The organism is Shewanella sp. DNRA4 (assembly GCF_012843185.1).
Classification (GTDB): Bacteria; Pseudomonadota; Gammaproteobacteria; order Enterobacterales; family Shewanellaceae; genus Shewanella; species Shewanella xiamenensis.
On sequence record NZ_JABAIP010000018.1, the window covers coordinates 38581 to 57658 of the forward strand.

Sequence of the window (19078 nt, forward strand, 5' to 3'; positions counted from 1 at the left end):
TATGGCATTTATTTTGCCTAATCAGGCAATGTTCAATTGTGGCAACCTCTATGACCGCGGGCAAAACCCCAGCACAGCACTCAACTCAACCGCTCAACCGTTTACTCGGTGAAACCAGCGGTGCATTCGCCGACCTAGGCACTTTTTTACCTTTGGTCTTGGGCTTAATTGCCCTAAACCAATTTTCGCCCCAAGGGATATTTTTAGGCTTTGGCCTATTCGCAATATTAAGCGCCTTATTTTATCGCCGCCCTATTCCCGTCCAACCCATGAAGGTCATCGCCGCCCTCGTCATCGCCCAAGGCTTAACGCCCGGGATGCTGCAAGCCAGCGCCATGTTGATGGGCGTTATCCTGTTAATCTTGGCCTTTAGCGGCGCCATCACTTGGCTTGCCAAGCAATTATCCCAAGCCGTCAGTGTGGGGATTCAATTGGCGATTGGTCTGCAATTGATGTGGATGGGGGCTAAGATGATGAGCGATTTTTGGTTGCTAGGACTCGGCGCGTTTGCCTTGCTATTTGCGAGTAAATTTTTGCCATTACGCTACCTTGCCATGCCACTCGTTATCGCAGCAGGCATGATCTGGCAAGCTAATAGCCAAACCGATATGGATACCAGTCTGAGCATTCCCGCCTTGAGTGCATCTTTACATCTGGCTTGGCCGACATTAAATGAATGGAGTTCGGCCGCGATTTTGCTGGTGTTACCGCAGCTGGCACTCACCTTAACCAATGCGGTGATTGCCACCTCGGTGATGGCGCAGGAAAAATTCCCTGAAGATGCCGCCAAACTTACCCCTAAAAACTTAGCGATTAGTTCTGGGCTGGCGAATCTATTACTCGCGCCTTTTGGCGCTGCAGCCATGTGTCACGGTGCGGGAGGGCTGGCGGTGCAGTATCACTTTGGCGCCCGAACTCACCTCGCGCCATTAATCTTCGGCGGTACTTGTGTGGTTATCGCCCTGTTTTGGGATAGCCAAATGGCGTGGTTGCTCGGGCTTATTCCTGTAGCGATTCTCGGCAGCTTACTTTCTATCGGCGGATTGCAATTAGCCTGGTCAAAACGCCTGATCGACGGCAAGCCCTTTTGTATCTTTGTGATCTTATCTACCGCAGTGACCTGCCTTGCCATTAACGCCGCAGCAGGATTAGCCGTAGGGATTCTTCTTGAGCAGGGGCGCCGCACTTGGGCCATGCTCGCGATGCGTTAAGCGCAACTATATCCAAGAGAGTAAAAAACACAGCGCATCCATGCGCTGTGTTTTTATCCCTTAAAATGTTCTCGCTGGATTGGTTGGCGTATCCTTTTGCGCCAGCGCCCATTTAGCAATCGCATCCTTACGCATAAAACCCACTTTTGAGTGTTCTTTCGCGTATTGAATAAACTTATCTAAGGCATTGGCAAGACCTGGCGTGCCACCAATTCTGTCGTGCACACTGATGGACATCATCCGCCGCTGGGAGGCACCTTCTTGATAGAGCATATCGAATTCATCTTTAAGCTCCTGTAAAAAGTCGGCGGCAGTCATCGCGGTGTTACCACCAAATCGACCTATATCATTGTTACGCAAGGTATAAGGCACCACGGCAAATGGCTTACCTTGCACCGGCGTAATCGAAGGTTCATCCCGCGATAAGTCATCAATATGATAGATAAAGCCTAAGTCCTGCAGGATATTTAAGGTTTGGGTGCTGTGGCGCATCCAAAACGCATTAAACCCAATGGGGCGCTGGCCGGTGATCTTCTCTAAGGTGTTGACACTCTGAATATAAGAGGCGCGCTCCTGCGCTGGCGACATACTGTATTGCGGCGTCCACGTCTGCCCATGGCCTGAAATCTCATGGCCTTCATCCGCCACTTGTTTGGCAAGTTGTGGATGTAATTCGGCGGCGCGGCCCACCATATGGGATGTCACGTGAATATTGTGCTTACGCCATATACGCAGCAAACGCGGTATCCCTTCATTCATCCCGTAGTCGTACCAACTGGGAGTAATCGTATCTGGGTAGCCTTTCTCCATTGGTGGAAACGGCCCTTCAGCATTTTTATCCTGCGCGCCAGCCTCAAACTGCATGGATATAGAGATCACTAGTTGCTCGCCATTAGGCCAAAAACGCTTATTCATACTGCCTCCTACCGAAGTTTGAGTTTGATCATCGACCGCCACTAAGCTCGGAACTCCCATTGAAAATGCAGACTGACTCAGCCCTACACCCGCAATCAAAGCGCCGCCCGCCTGTAAACTGGTCTTTAAAAATTGTCGACGTTGATTCATGACTTCGCTCCTGTGGTCACAGCGTTAGAGGCAAGCTGGTTAAATAGCGTTTGATAATCCTCTAGGTGCCAGTTATCAGTAATAAAACCCTCACGCACGCGGTACATATCTACGGCGCGAAAATCAATTTTTTGCCCTTGACCACGCTGTTCACCAAAGGTACCCGTAAAGTGGCCATTAAAACGGAGGCGCACAACCGCACGGTCACCGACCACCAGCAAGTGCTCAACGGTTACCGAGAGATCTGGCACCGCCGCCCTAAAGGTTTTAGAGGCGTCGAGCGGTCCGCTAATCCCCTGTGCACGACCTTCGGGCAAGGTGCGATCAATAAAATTGGTCGCTAATGCCCAGCGGGCAAATGTCGGATCACCGGTATCCCAAAAACTAGCGTATAGCAAGGCAGCGTGGGCAATCGATTCAGCCTGTGGTGAACCATCGCTGATCAGCTCCATTGCCGTTACCTTAGGGGTAAGGGCAGTTTTGACATCAACACTGGCTTGGGTTGAACCACCTTGAGCGGCAAACGCCGTCATACTTAGACTCGCAAGCGCAAAGCCTATAATGGCTAAGCCGAGTAATCCTGAGCTCCACAAACCTACTTTTATCCAAGGAGAAACAGGGCAATAAATACGGTTTTGCATTATGCCACCTCATCATCACTAGAGCGGATGACGGCGCGCAGTGCCGCTTGATAACTAGGATAATCGGTATAGCCCGCCGCACTGCCGCCAAATAATGGCCCCTTATCGAAGGGCGATAGGGGTAATTGATTGGCTAATCGATAGGGCAGATCGGGGTTAGCAATAAAGGCACGGCCAAAGGCCACTAAGTCGGCATAACCTTTTTCGATAACCTCATTGGCACGCTCGACATCGTAACGCCCCGCCACAATAATGCTGCCTTTAAACACTTTGCGAAGCTCGATTCTGAAAGACTCAGGCACCTGTGGCGCATCATCCCAATCGGCTTCCGACAAGTGCAAATACGCTACGCCCAACGCCGATAAGTGTTTGGCGGCCAACAGGATAGTATCGACGATCTCAGGGCAGGCCATATCCTTAAAGGTTACATAGGGTGCGAGGCGAACGCCTACTTTATCGGCGCCAATCTGGGCACTTACCGCTTCAACCACTTCCAATAAAAAGCGAATACGTTTTTCAGGCGTGCCGCCATAGGCATCGGTTCTGTGATTAGAATTAGTCCGCAGGAATTGGTCAATGAGATAACCATTACCACCATGGATTTCGATGCCATCAAAACCCGCGGCAACGGCATTTGCCCCTGCGTTGGCAAAGTCGGCCACCACGCGGTCTATATCCGCTTGGGTCATTTCCCTCGGCTCGGGGCAATCTACCATTTGTCCCTCGGGATGCTCCTCATCAACGATCCATACCTTAGTACCAACAGGAGCAATCGCTGAAGGTGCAATCGGCGCTGCACCCTGCTGAAAAATCGGATGGGACACTCGGCCTACATGCCAGATTTGATTGAAGATTTTTCCACCCGCTTGATGCACCGCCGCAGTAACCTTTTTCCAGCCATCAATTTGCGCCTCGGTATAGACGCCGGGGGTAAATGAGTAGCCTTGGCTGTCGTCGGAAATTTGGGTCGCTTCACTGATGATAAGCCCTGCCGACGCACGCTGGGCGTAATATTGCGCCATTAAATCATTAGGGATATTACCCGGTTGCGTGGTACGCGCCCGTGTCATCGGCGCCATAACAATACGATTTTGCAATGTCAGTGCCGCTGACTCATAGGCTGTAAATAAACTCATATGCACTCCCGAACCATAAATGATGATTGAATATCTGAGTGCAATTGTGCATTAGTTAATCTATATTGATAATCAGCCTATTATTTAAATCATTTTCAAAAATAATTTGATATGTATCATATAAACGATCTGCAACTCGCCCTGCGTATTGCTGCACTAGAAAGCCTGTCCGCCGCCAGTAAAGAAGTCGGCATGACGCCCGCCGCCGCGAGTGCGGCCCTGCAACGACTTGAAAAAAAGTTAGGTTGTCAGCTATTTGCGCGATCAACTCGGCGGTTGCAACTCACGGAAGAAGGGCGAATATTTCTCGATGCAGCTAAACCTGCCCTTGCGTTACTCGAAACCGCTTCCGCTAATTTGGCCGAGCATAGGGGCGAGCTTAAGGGCGAAGTGCGCATCGCTCTGCCCTCGGACATTGGCCGCAGCCGGATCCGCAATTGGCTAGATGAGCTGATGGATAGCGCGCCTGAGCTGTCGATTCAGCTGTACTTTGGCGACCATATGACAGATCTCATCGATCAAAATATCCATTTAGCCCTGCGTTATGGCCAGCTGGAAGATTCCAATCTAAAACGGCGCCAACTGTCGATGACGCCAAGGGTGCTCGTCGCCTCCCCCGCTTATCTTGCGCAATATGGTGAACCGCAAACACTGAACGAGCTGAGCCAACACCAAGTGTTGATCTTAAATCGTGGCGGCGAGCCATGGCAGAAATGGAAATTCAGCCATAATGGTGAAACTGTAGAGATTGAAGTAAGAGGCAAACGCTTTTGCAATGATGGCGCCGTTGTGCGCGATTGGGCACTGGCGGGGCGAGGTATAGCCTATAAAAGTTGGCTCGATGTGGCGCAGGATGTCACCGAAGGCAGACTACAGCTTATCCTAGCCGATAAACTCGCGCCTGCGGTGCCACTGCAATTAGTCTATCTACAAACCGACTATCCTAGCCATAAAATTCGCCGCACTATTGAATTTTTAGCCCAAAAACTGCTGCAATTTAGCCAAGAATATCCAGCGCCTTAAACGATAATTGGGCCTGATAAAAAGTAGCTTGCACCCGCAACTGAAGATAGATACTTAAAAACTCTGCGGCGATTCATTCTAGCCCCGAGGTAATATCACCGTCACCACACAGCCTTGCTGCCAAGGCAATGGCGTTTGTGTCGATTGCTTGCAGTTTTCAATCTCAATACTGCCGTGGTGACGGCTAACGACATCCTTACAAATCGCTAAACCTAATCCGAGCCCTGCATCTTTGGTAGAGGCAAAAGAGGCCATCAACTCATTAGCTTGCCCCTGTAAACCTTGGCCATTATCAATTACCAATACTTTGATTTCAGTGGGTTGATAGTGGATCTCAATCCTTAACTTACGTGCACGGTTATCCTCACATGCTTCCAGCGCATCGAGGCTATTTTTCACCAAATTGACCCACATTTGACTTAAGCCAACACTATCCCCCATCAATTCATAGGGACGACCTTGCACCTGTACGTCAACTTGTACCCCCGCTCGGTCTAATTCTCGGCGTAATAAGGCCAGTGCCTCTTTGACGACTAACGTCACATCCAGCGGTTCAGCCTTCGACTGACGGCGTTTAAGCAAGCCACGAATACGGTGCACAACCGCCCCAGCCCGTATCGATTGTGCGTTGATTTTACCCAAAATATCATAGAGCTCTGGGTTGTCCTGTCCCAGCCTTTCTAGCTGTATCATGGCGCCCTCACTGTATTGGGTTATCGCCGCAATCGGTTGATTTAGCTCATGGGCCAACCCAGCACCAATCTCCCCGAGAATCGCCGCACTTTGTAAGCGTTCTAACTGCAATGCCTTGTCTTTTAATTGCCGCTCAGTACTGACTAAAAACTCGCTCTTTTGGCGGAATTTATATTCGAGCCACAGGTGATAAATGGTCGATACAATAAAGATCAGCAGTAATACCCCACCCCACTCTTTATTTTTCTCCATCCATTTATACACGGTTTGATATAAGGGAGGTGATGCACCTTGCAGCTGTAATTCTTTAAATAATTCAATCACCTTTAGCTGGCTTACCGGCGCAGTCCAACCTAAAGTATCGGCGGTAATGGCTGCTACATGGTCTGGTGGCAGGTCAAACAAGGCGCGGGTGATTTGCATAGTGATCCGTGGCGAAACCGTATCCGCCGCCGCAAATGACCAATTAGGATAGAGTTGGGTGCTCACCTCGCAGTCATATCCAGGAGGATGGGTTGGATGAATGACACGATAGTCCGCCTTATTGATAAGCCCAGTTTCAATCATTTCCTCTAGGGTACAAAAAGGCGCAATGGCGGCATCGGCACTCCCATCGCGCACTTGATAGATCAGCGGCGCGAGGGGAAATCCTAAAAATCGCACTTGGCTAAAGAATTGCTCCGGTAAATAACCCATTTTATGCAGTAATCCCATCGCAGCCTGATAGCCGCCAAGTGCCTGCGGATCGCTAGCAACCACATTCTTACCGCGTAAATCCTGCAAGCTACGTATAGGACTATCGGCACGCACAATAATGGTCGCGCCTATGGTGAAAGTGCTGCCCTGATGTTTACGGCTTTTCATGGTCGCGAGCCAAGAGAGGGGGAAATTATTACTCAAGTGCAGATACTGGCCGGGGTTAGTCACAATAAACTGCAATTCATTGCTCAGTAACTGGCTACGCATACCATTAAAGTCGACGGGCACCACTTCAAAACGGCTATTAGGGACGTTTTCGCTAAGGTAATCCATCATAGGCTGCCAGCGCTGTTTTGCCTGCAACACCCCATGATTCGCCAGCACTCCCACTTTAAATTCATGAACGGGAATATCTTCATCGGCATAGGACAAATTAAGCATCATTACGCTCAATATGCAGCTCACGAGTATTGCCCTACACCAAGTTCTCATTGCTATCGCCTTGTCTTGTATGCTTTTGTATTCGGAGTACTTTATACGCAAGGCCAAAATGATGCTGTGAATAACACCAAACTCTGGCATTCCCCCCTAAAGTGATTTAACTAATTTAGTGATAAACCTCCCAAGACCTAGGCTTAAAATTGAGCCTACGACAAGGCAGGCTTAAGCTGATAAAGAGTCCCACCACCAAAAGGAAAACCATGTACACTATGCTGCCGCTGTATTTAGTCGATGATGATGAAGCGATTCTCGACTCCTTAGGGTTTATGCTCGGGCAATTTGGCTACCAAGTACAAACCTTTAGTAGTGGGCGGGATTTTTTAGCCCAATGCCCGTTAACTCAAGCGGGCTGTGTCATCTTAGATAGCCGAATGCCGGAGATCACTGGCCAAGAAGTGCAGCAAAAACTGCTTGAAACCCAAAGTCCATTAGGAGTGATTTTTCTCACTGGCCACGGTGATTTACCCATGGCATTAAGCGCTTTTCGTAAAGGCGCATGCGACTTTTTTCAAAAACCTGTGTCGGGTAAAGCCCTTGTACAAGCGATTGAAAAAGCACATAAAGAAAGCCAATCCAGCTTTGAGCAACAGAGTCTGCAGCAGAAATTTGCCCAACTGACTGAGCGCGAACAACAAGTATTAGCCCATGTGGTTCAAGGCATGACCAACAAACAGATCTCCGAAGCCATGTATTTATCCTTAAGAACCATCGAAGTGCATCGCGCAAAGATTATGAAAAAGCTTGAAGTGAACAATATGGCAGAGTTAGTACAACACTTAGGAAATCTAAATTCTGTTTTATAAATCAGTGACCAGCACGCTAAACAATCGCAATATATTCTCGCCACGCTTGTCACGATTAAACCGCTCATTCCATACAACTCAGACCATTTAGAATGCGCTGATGGCGGCGTTTTCATCCAAACTGCGACAAGCTGTCGCAGTTTGCATCTTTGGCTTTGTATCAAACACCATTCACTGCCACACTCAAGTTAGGTTCTCTCCTTTATGCTCCGTAGGCATTAAAGATCCACTGCTTTTGAACCTTTCCCCGAGTACGGCCAGTGTTCTCGGGGATTTTTTTATAAATCTGCTTAAGCAACTTCCCCTATAACTGATGCCGAAGATTTTGTGCTCGTTATCCGTTGTAAATCAGTTATATAATATCAAACCGTTTAAAAAATCATGGAAGAACAGATGGTTAAGCCATTCATTATTATCAGTTTTACTCTTTTAGGGTTAGCCAGCTTAAGTGCTTGTGTTGGGCCTTTAAATGCAAAATGTGATTCACACTCTCCCTACAGCAAACAAGAATGCAATGCCGCAGATGCTGCCGTTTATGTGGCGGCAGCGATGTTAGAAGAGAAAGATAAAGGCCAAAGCTGTGCCGATATGTCCGGCAAAGCGAAAGAGGATTGTTTTGCTCAACAACAAGCACTAAGAGAATCATTAGACAAGCATACTCGTAAGTAGCCTCCAGGAAGATAAATGCAAGCCTCTGTTTTTATAGCTGTCTCACTCGATGGCTTTATTGCCACGCCAAATGGCGATATCGACTTTTTAAACCAGCATCCGAGCAGCAATCCCGAAGAGGATTTTGGTTACTACGCCTTTATCGAAACGGTTGATGCCATTGTGATGGGACGAAAAAGCTTTGAAAAAGTCCTATCCTTTGGCTGCGACTGGCCCTACGAATCACTGCCTGTATTTGTCTTAAGCCGTCGGGGCATTCAAGTCCCCGCTGAATTAAGCTCTAAGGTTGAAGTGCTTAACGGGGATGCGACGAGCATTAGCGAACAACTAAGAGAGCGCGGTTTTAAACATCTCTATATTGATGGCGGACAAACCATTCAAGGCTTTCTCGCAGCAGGGCTGATACAGGAACTAACACTAACACGCATTCCAACCTTATTGGGCAGTGGTGTTCCCCTCTTCGGAGGCTTTACGCAAACCATTCAGTTACAAGCATTGCACACTCAGCAATATGACAATGGCTATGTACAAAGCCGATATCGCATACTTGGTTAATCGATATCTCCCTACAGAAATGCCGACCGACTCAGCTTTGCCAAAATCGAGTAATCAATGTAACTAGCATGTTAACCAAAACCAATTGGTATCAATAACTTAATGATAATTTTTCAAAATGAAGTTAGAATGCGACTATCTTGGCAACAGGTGAGCAGTATGAGTCGTTTACACACATCTAAGGGATTCACCCTAATCGAACTAGTGGTGGTTATCATCATTTTAGGCATTCTTGCCGTAGTCGCAGCCCCGCGCTTTATGAATCTAAGTCAAGATGCCCACGATACTCGGGCAAAAGCTGCTTTTGCTGCTTTTACCTCTGGCGTCAAACTGTATCACAGTTGTTGGCTTGCGGGCGGACACTCGGGATATACCCAAAATCTCGCTTGCTATGGTGATGGCACTATCGACTCGACCACCACGGGCTTTCCACTCGGAAAAGACACGGCTCAAAGCAGCAGCCAAGGCACTCAATTACAAGGCGCTTACTGCGGAGAACTGTGGCAATCGTTACTCGATAATCAGGACTTTGTCCTTACCACACACACGGATTGGGAAACGCAACAAGCACCCAATATCGACATCGTCTACTGGTATAGCGGCGGCGCGATAAGTGACCCTAATACTTATTGTTACTTTAACTATGTGTCGGATGATCGCCGCCTTGGCAGCGAGAATTGGGAGCTAAAATACTATCCCCTCGATGGACGTACTGTTGTCGGCCGCTCCTCGTTATCTGCACCTTAATCCATCCTGCATATCCGCTTTCACCACAGGACAAAAATCAACAAAGTCCTGTGGCTTTTTCTGCAATAACTTGAATTCTGACTATCCATCCGATAGCGACGTTGTTTTTGACCGCATCATTTTCATTGCGGGAAGACACCAAGATTCCTTTTACATGCGGTCATCAAACTCACCAAAGATTGGCCTTAATCCTATAGATTTGTTACCTTTTTGTTTATGGAACACTCAGATGAATAAACGCCAATGAATAATCTCATTGTTACACCAGGCTACGCTTCACAATTCAGTTGTATAGGTGCCGCATGTGAAGACAGTTGCTGCCATGACTGGACCATCATTTTTGACAAAAAAAGCTACAAAAATACCCTTAACCATCCAAAACTCGCGTCTCTTGCCAAAGAGGCATTTATTGAAACCAAAACCGATGCTAATCAGTGGGCAAAAATCAAACTTAACGCCAATGGAATATGCCCGTTTGTAAACGAGCAGAAGTTATGTTCCATCCATGCGGCGGCGGGGGAAACAGCCTTAAGTCACACCTGTAAAACCTATCCTCGTAGTGACAATGTTATCGCAACCACTAAATACGAAAGTTTATCTCTATCATGCCCTGAGGCTGCCCGTCTGGTGCTATTTGACGCCAATGCATTTCAATTTGAGGCAAAGAGCGGTGGCGCCAAACGTCCAACCGCGGCCAATCCTGCATGGTTAGAAAAAACCTACGATTACAGTTTGGATTTATTAATTAATATGGGTGTGGATTGGCAACAGGCACTCATGGCTATAGGATTATTGGTAAAAGTCAGTGACCAAGTGAGGCAAAATACTCTTCCTATTGCACAAATAGATCAGCGTTTTGAACAATTAATCTTGCTGGCCCAAACCAATCAAATCGATGAGCAATATCAAAAAATACCCTACACACCACAGCCTCAAACCCATGCTTTTGTTTCGATACATGATCAATTATGCAAACTTCACTCAAGAAGCTTAAAGCCTCGTTTTACCTCGCTTAATGACGCAATTGGTTTGTTGTGTAATGAGAGTAATCAATATCAAATTGACCATTTAAATAAAGCGTGGGAAGAAAAAGCCTTGCCCGCGTTGAGCAATTATCAGGATTTATTTGACCGTTATATTTTATATTCGCTTTACCATGAGCATTTCCCCATGAGTCATCCGCAGCAGCCTTGGATGGCATTTCGCCTGCTCGTGATAGATTGCTTTATGATCCGCTGTTACTTATCTGCCATGGCATTTAAAAATAATGGACTGACAGACAGTGACATAGTGCTTTGTTTTCAGATCTATAGCGTTGTGCGCCAACATAAAGCGAAATTTGCCGAGGGCATCAATCAGACCCTGCAAGAATGTGGTATTGATAGTATTCCCGCCGCCATCAGTCTATTAAAAACCTCGTGATCGCCTATGGTAAAACCGAGACTGCCGAAATAGCACCAACGGCAGTCTTTGCGTATCAGCCGACGCCTCTATAGTGGCAAGACTGAAGCAGGCCGCCACTTCCCCGTATGCCGCTATTTTGTTGCAAAAGGCGCGCGAACACGCAAACCCGATTGGCTTTTTCTGCAATAACTTGAATTCTGACTATCCATCCCCATATTTAGTCCATCATCCACCGCAGAATTTTCATTGCGGGCAAGAGAAGAGGATTCATTGTGACCACTATCGTATCAGTACGCCGTAATAACCAAGTTGTCATCGCCGGCGATGGCCAAGTCTCCCTAGGCAATACCGTCATGAAAGGTAACGCCAAAAAAGTGCGTCGCTTGTATCACAATAAAGTGTTGGCAGGTTTTGCTGGCGGCACCGCCGACGCTTTTACCCTATTTGAGCGTTTCGAGTCCAAGCTCGAGATGCACCAAGGTCACCTGTTACGCTCGGCTGTTGAACTTGCCAAAGATTGGCGTACCGACCGTATGCTGCGCAAACTCGAGGCCATGCTTGTGGTCGCCGATGCCGAAGCCTCACTTATTATCACAGGTAATGGTGACGTAGTGCAGCCAGAGCATGATTTAGTCGCCATTGGCTCGGGCGGTAACTATGCCCAAGCGGCGGCGTTAGCACTACTGCAAAATACCGAATTATCGGCGCTGGAAATTGCTGAAAAGTCATTGACTATTGCCGGCGATATCTGCGTATTCACCAATCAATTCAAGACAATTGAAGAACTTAATTACTAACAGGGCGTGAGGAATATTATGTCTGAAATGACCCCCCGTGAGATTGTCCACGAGCTGGATGCCCACATTATCGGCCAGAAAAAGGCCAAACGTTCCGTCGCCGTCGCCCTGCGTAACCGCTGGCGCCGCATGCAGCTAGATGCCGATTTCCGTCAAGAAGTTACCCCAAAAAACATTCTGATGATTGGCCCAACTGGCGTAGGTAAAACTGAAATCGCCCGCCGTTTGGCAAAGCTAGCCAATGCCCCATTTATCAAGGTTGAAGCCACTAAGTTCACCGAAGTGGGTTACGTGGGTAAAGAAGTCGAGCAAATCATCCGTGATTTAACCGACATCGCCATCAAGCTGACCCGCGAGCAACAAATGGGCAAATGCCGCCAACGCGCCGAAGAACACGCTGAAGAGCGCATTCTCGATGCCCTGCTGCCCAAGCCGAAAAATGACTGGGATAACCCGGAAAGCGATACCAGCTCCAATACCCGTCAAATCTTCCGTAAGAAGCTGCGCGAAGGCCAATTAGATGACAAAGAAATCGATATCGATGTAGCCCAGCCACAAATTGGTATTGAAATCATGTCACCGCCCGGCATGGAAGAAATGACTAACCAACTGCAAAGCCTGTTTAAAAACATGGGCCAAGCACCGGCCAAACGTCGCAAAATGAAGATCAAAGAAGCCTTTAAGCTGTTGATCGAAGAAGAAGCGGCCAAGCTGGTAAATCAAGAAGATTTAAAAGAGCAAGCCATTGAATTGGTTGAGCAGCACGGTATCGTGTTCCTCGACGAAATCGACAAAATCTGTAAGCGTGGCGAAACCTCTGGCCCAGACGTTTCCCGCGAAGGGGTACAGCGCGACCTATTACCTTTAGTCGAAGGCTGCACGGTAACCACTAAACACGGCATGGTGAAAACCGACCATATTCTGTTTATTGCGTCGGGCGCATTCCAGATGTCGAAACCATCGGATTTAATCCCTGAGCTACAAGGCCGTTTACCGATCCGCGTTGAATTAGATGCGCTTACAGCCGATGATTTTAAACGCATTTTAACCGAGCCACACGCCTCACTGACCGAGCAATATATCGCGCTGATGGCCACCGAAGGCGTAACCATTGAGTTTACCGAGTCTGGTATCGAGAGCATTGCCAAGGCGGCATGGCAGGTGAACGAGCGCACCGAAAACATTGGTGCCCGTCGTCTGCATACCGTGATGGAAAAGCTGATGGAAGATATCTCCTATGAGGCGTCCGACAAGTCTGGCAGCTCATTTGTGATTGATGCCGATTATGTGAGTACTCACTTAGATAATCTGGTTCAAGACGAAGACCTAAGCCGCTTTATCCTGTAACTAGGGCTGTTATCCAAGCCTGCAATGTTCGGTATCCCAAGATACCGAACATTGAGTGCAAAATTGTGACTGTGGTTAAGGCTTACACTTTGTAACCTTAACCACAAATTGTTATGTTACAGCTTGTCCATTCCCCGTATTTTCTTGGCGCCCACTATGACCACTAGCACACCCAATGTCACCGATCTTAAGCTCAAGCGTAAATCGCGCATTTTAGAAATCAGCTTCGATAACGGCGAGCAGTATCAACTCACCTGTGAGATGTTACGCGTCTATTCCCCCTCCGCCGAAGTGCATGGTCACGGTAATCCTAAGCTGGTCACCCACAAGAAAAACGTCAATATCACCCGCATCGAACCCGTAGGCAATTACGCCGTAAAAATCGTCTTCGACGATGGCCACGATACTGGCCTATTCTCCTGGCAAGTGCTTTACGATCTCGCTACTCACCAAGTGGAACTATGGGAAAAGTACCTCGCACGCCTACGAGCCGAAAAGGCTTCACGCGAACCCTTGATCGCGATGAATATAAAGTACAACTAATCAGTTAACGCCATTGTTCAAGGAGAGCGCTCAAGACTCTCCTTGAGTGCTTACCCGCTGACGAGTCTAAGGAAAGATAATGTCGGAAAAAGTCCCCTGCACAGCCTGCAAAACCTTAATCATGCCAAGCACCGCCGAGCGAAACGCAGGCTTATGTATGCCCTGCAAAAACGGCAATCGTGAAAATATCGAACAGGCAAAAGCCTATTACCAAAAGGAGCGGGAATTAGATAAAACCTGCCCTTTTAGAGCGCTGTGGCGAGATATAGTGGTGAGGGTTTACGATGATAATCAAGGCTTTCACACGCTAAGCGAAGCAGCGCAGCACTATTACGCCGTCAATTGTCTCTCTGGCGAAGTCTACAACGGCGGCTTTATTCAGTATTTCGATAATTCATCGGGCGAGCATTATGCCGTTGCCGAGCGCGGCCTTCAGCAAATTGGCGCTTTGCACTCATTAGCACTATTACAACAGGCTAAACAGGCGGTGTTTGGTGACCATCCCGTCCCTACCGACAGAGACCAACGCCTCGCCGCAACCGATAATCCAGTCGCCGAAGCCCGACTCAATCAACTCGATGATGAGTTTTATAAAGATTTGGATAATCTTGATATCAAGCTAGAAAGCTATGCAATACAAACGGGATTGGTTAACGCAATCGAATGATTGCGGGTTTATAGTGAGAACTTTAAGCAAGTAATTAAGCAGTGCGTTAACTTAAACTTTCAGTATTTCTTTAGCTTAACGTCGTGGGGCTTCACCCCCTGTCTTGAATAAAGAGTCGACCAAGGAGGACTGCTCGTCCTATCAAAAACGTCCATGTTAAATAGCCAGCTCGATATCCCTATCTAGCGCTCAAAACGGCCTTTGGTCTTCGCCCTTGGATGCTCCAAGACGCCCCAACGGAGTTGAAAGCCCCTTGTGCCCATTGCCAAATTTGCTATCGCTTCCGAAGGATGGGCTTTACATCCATGTAAAGCGCCCAGTTCGGCAGTCCCTACCTCTCGCTCATAAGCGCGAAAATCACTGATTTTCATTCGCCCCTGCACCTGCGAAAGCTAGCTTGCCATCTGATAGGCAGGATGCCTGAATGTTGTGAAGTGCAAGGATGCACGGGAACGACCATGACAAGACTCACGCAATTTGTCTATTCGCCCAGCGGCAACTCCGAGGGGAGGTGTACTTCTGTGGGTGCGGTGTCAGCTGTTAATCCCGAAAGTGTTATGCATGTCCCATCTTTCGATAAACCTTTTATCTATCCGGTCATTCCTCTGTTAATACTATTAACATGCATAATTACTATTAATTGGCAGTGAAATATATTTTTAATTCACTAACATAAGATAACAATGCTATACATTTCAAAGAGTTTAGTTTAGTTCCATAATCTAAATAATTCACATCACCATGTAATATTGCGTGTCTATTTGGAGCAAATCCTTTTTTTCCTATAGCTTTATCGGTATGTTCAATAAAATAGGAGTATAAATCCCCATCCATTTGTGTTAATAGAAACAATGTTTCCACTGCAACGTCACTTTTCGAGACATCACTTATCATGGACTTTGCATTATCCATCTTCCTTTTAATAAACTTACTTCTTTCCTTCGCCTTATCAAATAAACTTTTATTAAATGTTTCTTTGACTATTCCATCCGACTGACTTAAAAATAAAGGAATACAAGAAAAATATCGACCATCATCAAATAAAGAAAATGCCTCATTGATAATATGAGCTCTTGACGAGTTAGATGATAAAATTGCACTTTTTATATCGTGAATACTCGCCTCTATTTTTTCAGACATAAAACTATCATATGAATCTTTGCCATCATTATAACGCTCAATACACTCCCTAATATCATAATTAACATATTCATCACTAACCCAATACCAACCAAACTTGATAGAGTTCTTTAAATAAACAATCCAATCATGTTCTGTAATAAATCTAAACAAAAAATCATCGACATTGAAACCACTATTACACTCTTCAATCAAATGATTAAAAGCTTTATTTATTTCCTCCAGAAATTCTCTAAAATCATCTAGACTTAACTCTTGATCATTATATAAAACACTATTTGAAATGTTCATTTTTAACTCCTTTTAAAAACTTATCAAAAAAGATTACACATAAACTATCTGAGTAGATTTTACACAAAAACGCAAGGAAAACATCTTTTTTAAAATTTATCTCAAGGAGAATATAAAAACATCGTGGGTATCAGCATAGATGACTAACTTTCAATTAATAGAAATTTAACGAGCCACCCATTGTTAAATTTCTAAATGTGGCAGTAAGTATTACTCGGTTTGCTTTCTATGACTTGAAATTTAACGAGCCACCCATTGTTAAATTTCTAAATGTGGCAGTAAGTATTACTCGGTTTGCTTTCTATGACTTGCAAACAACGCAAAAGCTGAAGGAGTTCACCCTCCCCTGCGAAGTTGTCGAAATACGCAGATAAAAATGCAGTGGCGACATCATGGATGATGGCGCAGGCTCGGGGGGACAAGGATGTCCCATCTGAGCCGTTAGGCAATTTTTATTGGAGTATGAGACCAGTAACTAATGCATGTAACTTCGCTAGGGGCGTCTTGGAGAATCCAACGAGGATAGGACGAGCAGTCCTCCTTGGTCGGGTGTGGGGTGAAGCCCCACGACTTTTCTTTAATAAATCTCCCGATTAAAGATAAGGGTCGGGGTTTTGTCCCTCAAAATTATGAGTGGCTCTAAATCGCCAAACTGTAGATAACCTAAGCATGGTTTGCGCTCAACTCATTATAGTAACGACAGCTAAAATACCCTTTTAGCTGATCCCAACCACCCATATCATCGTAATGCTCAAGTGAAAATACCATTCACCAGAGTCCACCTAATGCAATTACGGCAGCAATTACAGCACTTCCATACGGTTAGGCTGATTTTAGGCGATCAGCTTAATGCCCAGCATACTTGGTATCAGCAAGTCGATCCCAAGGTGCTGTATTTAATTGCAGAATTGCATCAAGAAAACACCTATGTGACGCACCATGTGCAAAAGATCTGCGCGTTTTTCAGCGCTATGGCGCAGTTTGCCAGCGAGCTTGGCGCTGCAGGGCATCAAGTGCGTTACCTCACCCTTGACGATACCCAAGACTTTGCCGATCTCAACGCACTGCTCCAATACTATGTCGCCGAAACTGGCGCGATTAAGTTTGAATATCAACGGCCTGACGAATATCGACTCCTCGTGCAATTAAGCCAGCTTAAGTTTGCTAATAGTGTTGTGAATTGTGTCGATACCGAGCACTTTTTATTGCCCTTTGCCGAGATTGATCGGGAATTCCCCCAAGGGCAACACAGGCTGATGGAGCATTTTTATCGGCGAATGCGCAAAAGATTCAATATCTTAATGACGGATGGCAAGCCCGTTGGTGGGCAGTGGAACTTTGATGCGAGCAATAGGCAAAAGCTTAAATCCCAAGATATTAAATCATTACCCACACCCTTGATGTTTGGCCACAATGTGCAAGACATTCTCGAGCGTCTTCAACGCCATGGGATTAATACTATGGGCAAGGCGGATACGCATTTACTCTGGCCGATAAACCGCGCACAAAGTCTCGAATTACTTCAGTATTTTTGTGAATACTGCCTACCCGCCTTTGGCCGGTTTCAAGATGCGATGACCCAGCAACATCCAGCGCAGTGGAGCCTGTACCATAGTCGGCTGTCCTTTAGCTTAAACGCTAAACTTATCAGCCCATTAGAAGTGATCAATGCGGTGATTGAGCACTATCATGCTAATCCTTTTATTGAGATAGCCCAGGTCGAAGGCTTTGTTCGGCAAATCATCGGTTGGCGTGAATATGTGCGCGGCATCTATTGGGCGAATATGCCGAAGTACGCCAGCATTAATGCCCTCGAGGCCACGCGCAAGCTGCCCGACTACTTTTGGCATGGCAAGACTCGAATGAATTGCCTGCACCACGCCTTATCTCAGTCACTCGATTATGCCTATGCCCATCATATTCAACGTTTGATGGTGATTGGCAACTTTAGTTTATTGACCGAAATCGCCCCCGATGAAGTGGATAAATGGTACTTAGGCGTGTATGTGGATGCGATTGAATGGGTCGAAATGCCCAACACTCGCGGTATGGCGCTATTCGCCGATGGCGGCATCGTCGGCACTAAACCCTATGCCGCAAGCGGCAGTTATATCAATAAAATGAGTGATTACTGCGGCAGTTGTCATTACAAGATAAAAGAACGTAGCGGCGAATCAGCCTGCCCATTGAACAGCCTGTATTGGCGCTTTATGGATAAACACCGCGCGCAGCTCTCCCACAATCCACGCATCGCCATGCTGTACCGCACTTGGGATAACACTGAGGAGTCGGTTAAACAGGCGATTTTGGCCACTGCGGAACAGCATATAGCGCAACTTGAACGGCTATAACGACTGAGTATTGAGGAGAAAAGCCATGCATATTCTAGTGCTGGGCGGCAGCGGTGGTATAGGTCAAGCGATGGTCAATAAGCTTGGCGAAACCTATCCCGAAGCCACTATTCATGCGACCTATAAACATCATAGGCCCGATACTGGGCGAGACGATGGCGTTATCTGGCATCAGTTGGATATCACCCTTGAGGAGGAAATTAAGCAACTGAGTCAAAATATCCCCCAGTTAGATTGGCTGATTAACTGTATTGGCATGCTGCACACCGAGGATAAAGGGCCAGAAAAAAGCTTACAGACCCTCGATGGGGACTTTTTCCTGGATAATATCAAGCTAAACACCCTTCCCAGCATGATGCTGGCAAAACACTTCTACCATGCCTTAAAACAAAGTAACTCAGCAAGATTTGCGGTGATTTCGGCGAGAGTCGGCAGCATTAGCGATAACCGCTTGGGTGGCTGGTACAGTTATCGCGCCTCGAAAGCGGCGCTGAATATGTTCCTTAAAACGCTATCGATTGAATGGCAAAGAAGCATCAAACACTGCGTGGTGCTGTCACTGCATCCCGGCACCACAGATACGCCACTATCCAAACCTTTTCAGCAGAGTGTGCCCAAAGATAAATTGTTTACACCAGAGTACGTAGCCCAGTGTTTAGTGGGCATTATTACCAATGCCACCCCAACTCAAACAGGGCAATTTTTGGCCTACGATGGGGTAGAACTGCCTTGGTAGCGACACAAGCGTTTAGCACTGATACAGATAAACCTTGGCAGATCTTAACCGTGACAACT

General features: G+C 46.8%; 18 protein-coding genes. 13 read left to right on the top strand and 5 right to left on the bottom strand.

Going from position 1 to position 19078, the window contains the following annotated elements; translation table 11 throughout:
• Positions 1–50: 50 nt before the first annotated feature.
• Positions 51–1211, top strand: coding sequence for a putative sulfate/molybdate transporter (locus tag HG547_RS18120; protein ID WP_169548668.1), 1161 nt, complete (start codon positions 51–53; stop codon positions 1209–1211).
• A gap of 60 nt (positions 1212–1271) precedes the next feature.
• On the opposite strand, the gene HG547_RS18125 is transcribed toward HG547_RS18120, so the two are convergent.
• The 3 genes from HG547_RS18125 to HG547_RS18135 are packed head-to-tail and all read right to left on the bottom strand — an operon-like array spanning position 1272 to position 4053.
• The gene (locus tag HG547_RS18125) at positions 1272–2276 is read right to left on the bottom strand and encodes a polysaccharide deacetylase family protein (RefSeq protein WP_169548643.1); all 1005 of its coding nucleotides are present in this window, start codon (positions 2274–2276) and stop codon (positions 1272–1274) included.
• Positions 2273–2917, bottom strand: coding sequence for an ester cyclase (locus tag HG547_RS18130; RefSeq protein WP_144376545.1), 645 nt, complete (start codon positions 2915–2917; stop codon positions 2273–2275). Before HG547_RS18130 ends, HG547_RS18125 begins: the two co-directional genes overlap by 4 nt.
• A complete protein-coding gene (locus HG547_RS18135) occupies positions 2917–4053 on the bottom strand; it encodes an alkene reductase (RefSeq protein WP_169548644.1) in 1137 nt (378 codons plus the stop codon). The genes HG547_RS18130 and HG547_RS18135 overlap by 1 nt, the downstream gene beginning before the upstream one ends.
• A 111-nt stretch (positions 4054–4164) precedes the next feature.
• Between HG547_RS18135 and HG547_RS18140 the strand changes: the two genes are divergently transcribed.
• The gene (locus HG547_RS18140; RefSeq protein WP_055648056.1) at positions 4165–5076 is read left to right on the top strand and encodes a LysR family transcriptional regulator; all 912 of its coding nucleotides are present in this window, start codon (positions 4165–4167) and stop codon (positions 5074–5076) included.
• 78 nt (positions 5077–5154) lie between these two features.
• Here HG547_RS18140 and HG547_RS18145 read toward each other — a convergent pair whose 3' ends face one another.
• Positions 5155–6960: a sensor histidine kinase gene (locus HG547_RS18145; protein ID WP_211164714.1), complete on the bottom strand. Its 1806-nt coding sequence runs from the start codon at positions 6958–6960 to the stop codon at positions 5155–5157.
• 209 nt (positions 6961–7169) lie between these two features.
• On the opposite strand from HG547_RS18145, the gene HG547_RS18150 reads away from it, so the two are divergent.
• From HG547_RS18150 to HG547_RS18190, 9 genes are all read left to right on the top strand, one after another.
• On the top strand, positions 7170–7772 hold the full coding sequence (locus HG547_RS18150; protein WP_169548645.1) for a response regulator: 603 nt from the start codon (positions 7170–7172) through the stop codon (positions 7770–7772).
• Between the two features lie 393 nt (positions 7773–8165).
• Positions 8166–8441: a hypothetical protein gene (locus HG547_RS18155; RefSeq protein WP_169548646.1), complete on the top strand. Its 276-nt coding sequence runs from the start codon at positions 8166–8168 to the stop codon at positions 8439–8441.
• Between the two features lie 15 nt (positions 8442–8456).
• Positions 8457–8996: a dihydrofolate reductase family protein gene (locus HG547_RS18160; RefSeq protein WP_169548647.1), complete on the top strand. Its 540-nt coding sequence runs from the start codon at positions 8457–8459 to the stop codon at positions 8994–8996.
• A gap of 159 nt (positions 8997–9155) precedes the next feature.
• On the top strand, positions 9156–9743 hold the full coding sequence (locus tag HG547_RS18165) for a type II secretion system protein (protein ID WP_047540133.1): 588 nt from the start codon (positions 9156–9158) through the stop codon (positions 9741–9743).
• A 243-nt stretch (positions 9744–9986) separates the two neighbouring features.
• Positions 9987–11165, top strand: coding sequence for a flagellin lysine-N-methylase (gene fliB / locus HG547_RS18170; RefSeq protein WP_169548648.1), 1179 nt, complete (start codon positions 9987–9989; stop codon positions 11163–11165).
• A 254-nt stretch (positions 11166–11419) separates the two neighbouring features.
• Positions 11420–11944 carry an ATP-dependent protease subunit HslV gene (hslV, locus tag HG547_RS18175; protein WP_011073856.1) on the top strand — a complete coding sequence of 175 codons (525 nt, stop codon included), beginning with the start codon at positions 11420–11422 and terminating at the stop codon, positions 11942–11944.
• Positions 11945–11962: 18 nt separating this feature from the next.
• On the top strand, positions 11963–13291 hold the full coding sequence (hslU, locus tag HG547_RS18180; RefSeq protein ID WP_169548649.1) for an ATP-dependent protease ATPase subunit HslU: 1329 nt from the start codon (positions 11963–11965) through the stop codon (positions 13289–13291).
• Between the two features lie 156 nt (positions 13292–13447).
• Complete coding sequence (locus HG547_RS18185) at positions 13448–13834, top strand: DUF971 domain-containing protein (RefSeq protein WP_011073858.1); 387 nt, start codon at positions 13448–13450, stop codon at positions 13832–13834.
• Between the two features lie 79 nt (positions 13835–13913).
• Positions 13914–14501, top strand: coding sequence for a DMP19 family protein (locus tag HG547_RS18190; RefSeq protein ID WP_169548650.1), 588 nt, complete (start codon positions 13914–13916; stop codon positions 14499–14501).
• Positions 14502–15137: 636 nt separating this feature from the next.
• Here HG547_RS18190 and HG547_RS18195 read toward each other — a convergent pair.
• Positions 15138–15932, bottom strand: a complete 795-nt coding sequence (locus tag HG547_RS18195; protein WP_169548651.1) for a hypothetical protein — start codon at positions 15930–15932, stop codon at positions 15138–15140.
• A 785-nt stretch (positions 15933–16717) separates the two neighbouring features.
• Here HG547_RS18195 and HG547_RS18200 point away from each other — a divergent pair.
• Both HG547_RS18200 and HG547_RS18205 read left to right on the top strand, forming a co-directional pair.
• Entirely contained in the window at positions 16718–18283 is a 1566-nt protein-coding gene (locus tag HG547_RS18200; RefSeq protein WP_169548652.1) for a cryptochrome/photolyase family protein, read from the top strand.
• Between the two features lie 25 nt (positions 18284–18308).
• Complete coding sequence (locus HG547_RS18205; RefSeq protein WP_169548653.1) at positions 18309–19019, top strand: SDR family oxidoreductase; 711 nt, start codon at positions 18309–18311, stop codon at positions 19017–19019.
• Positions 19020–19078 lie beyond the last annotated feature (59 nt).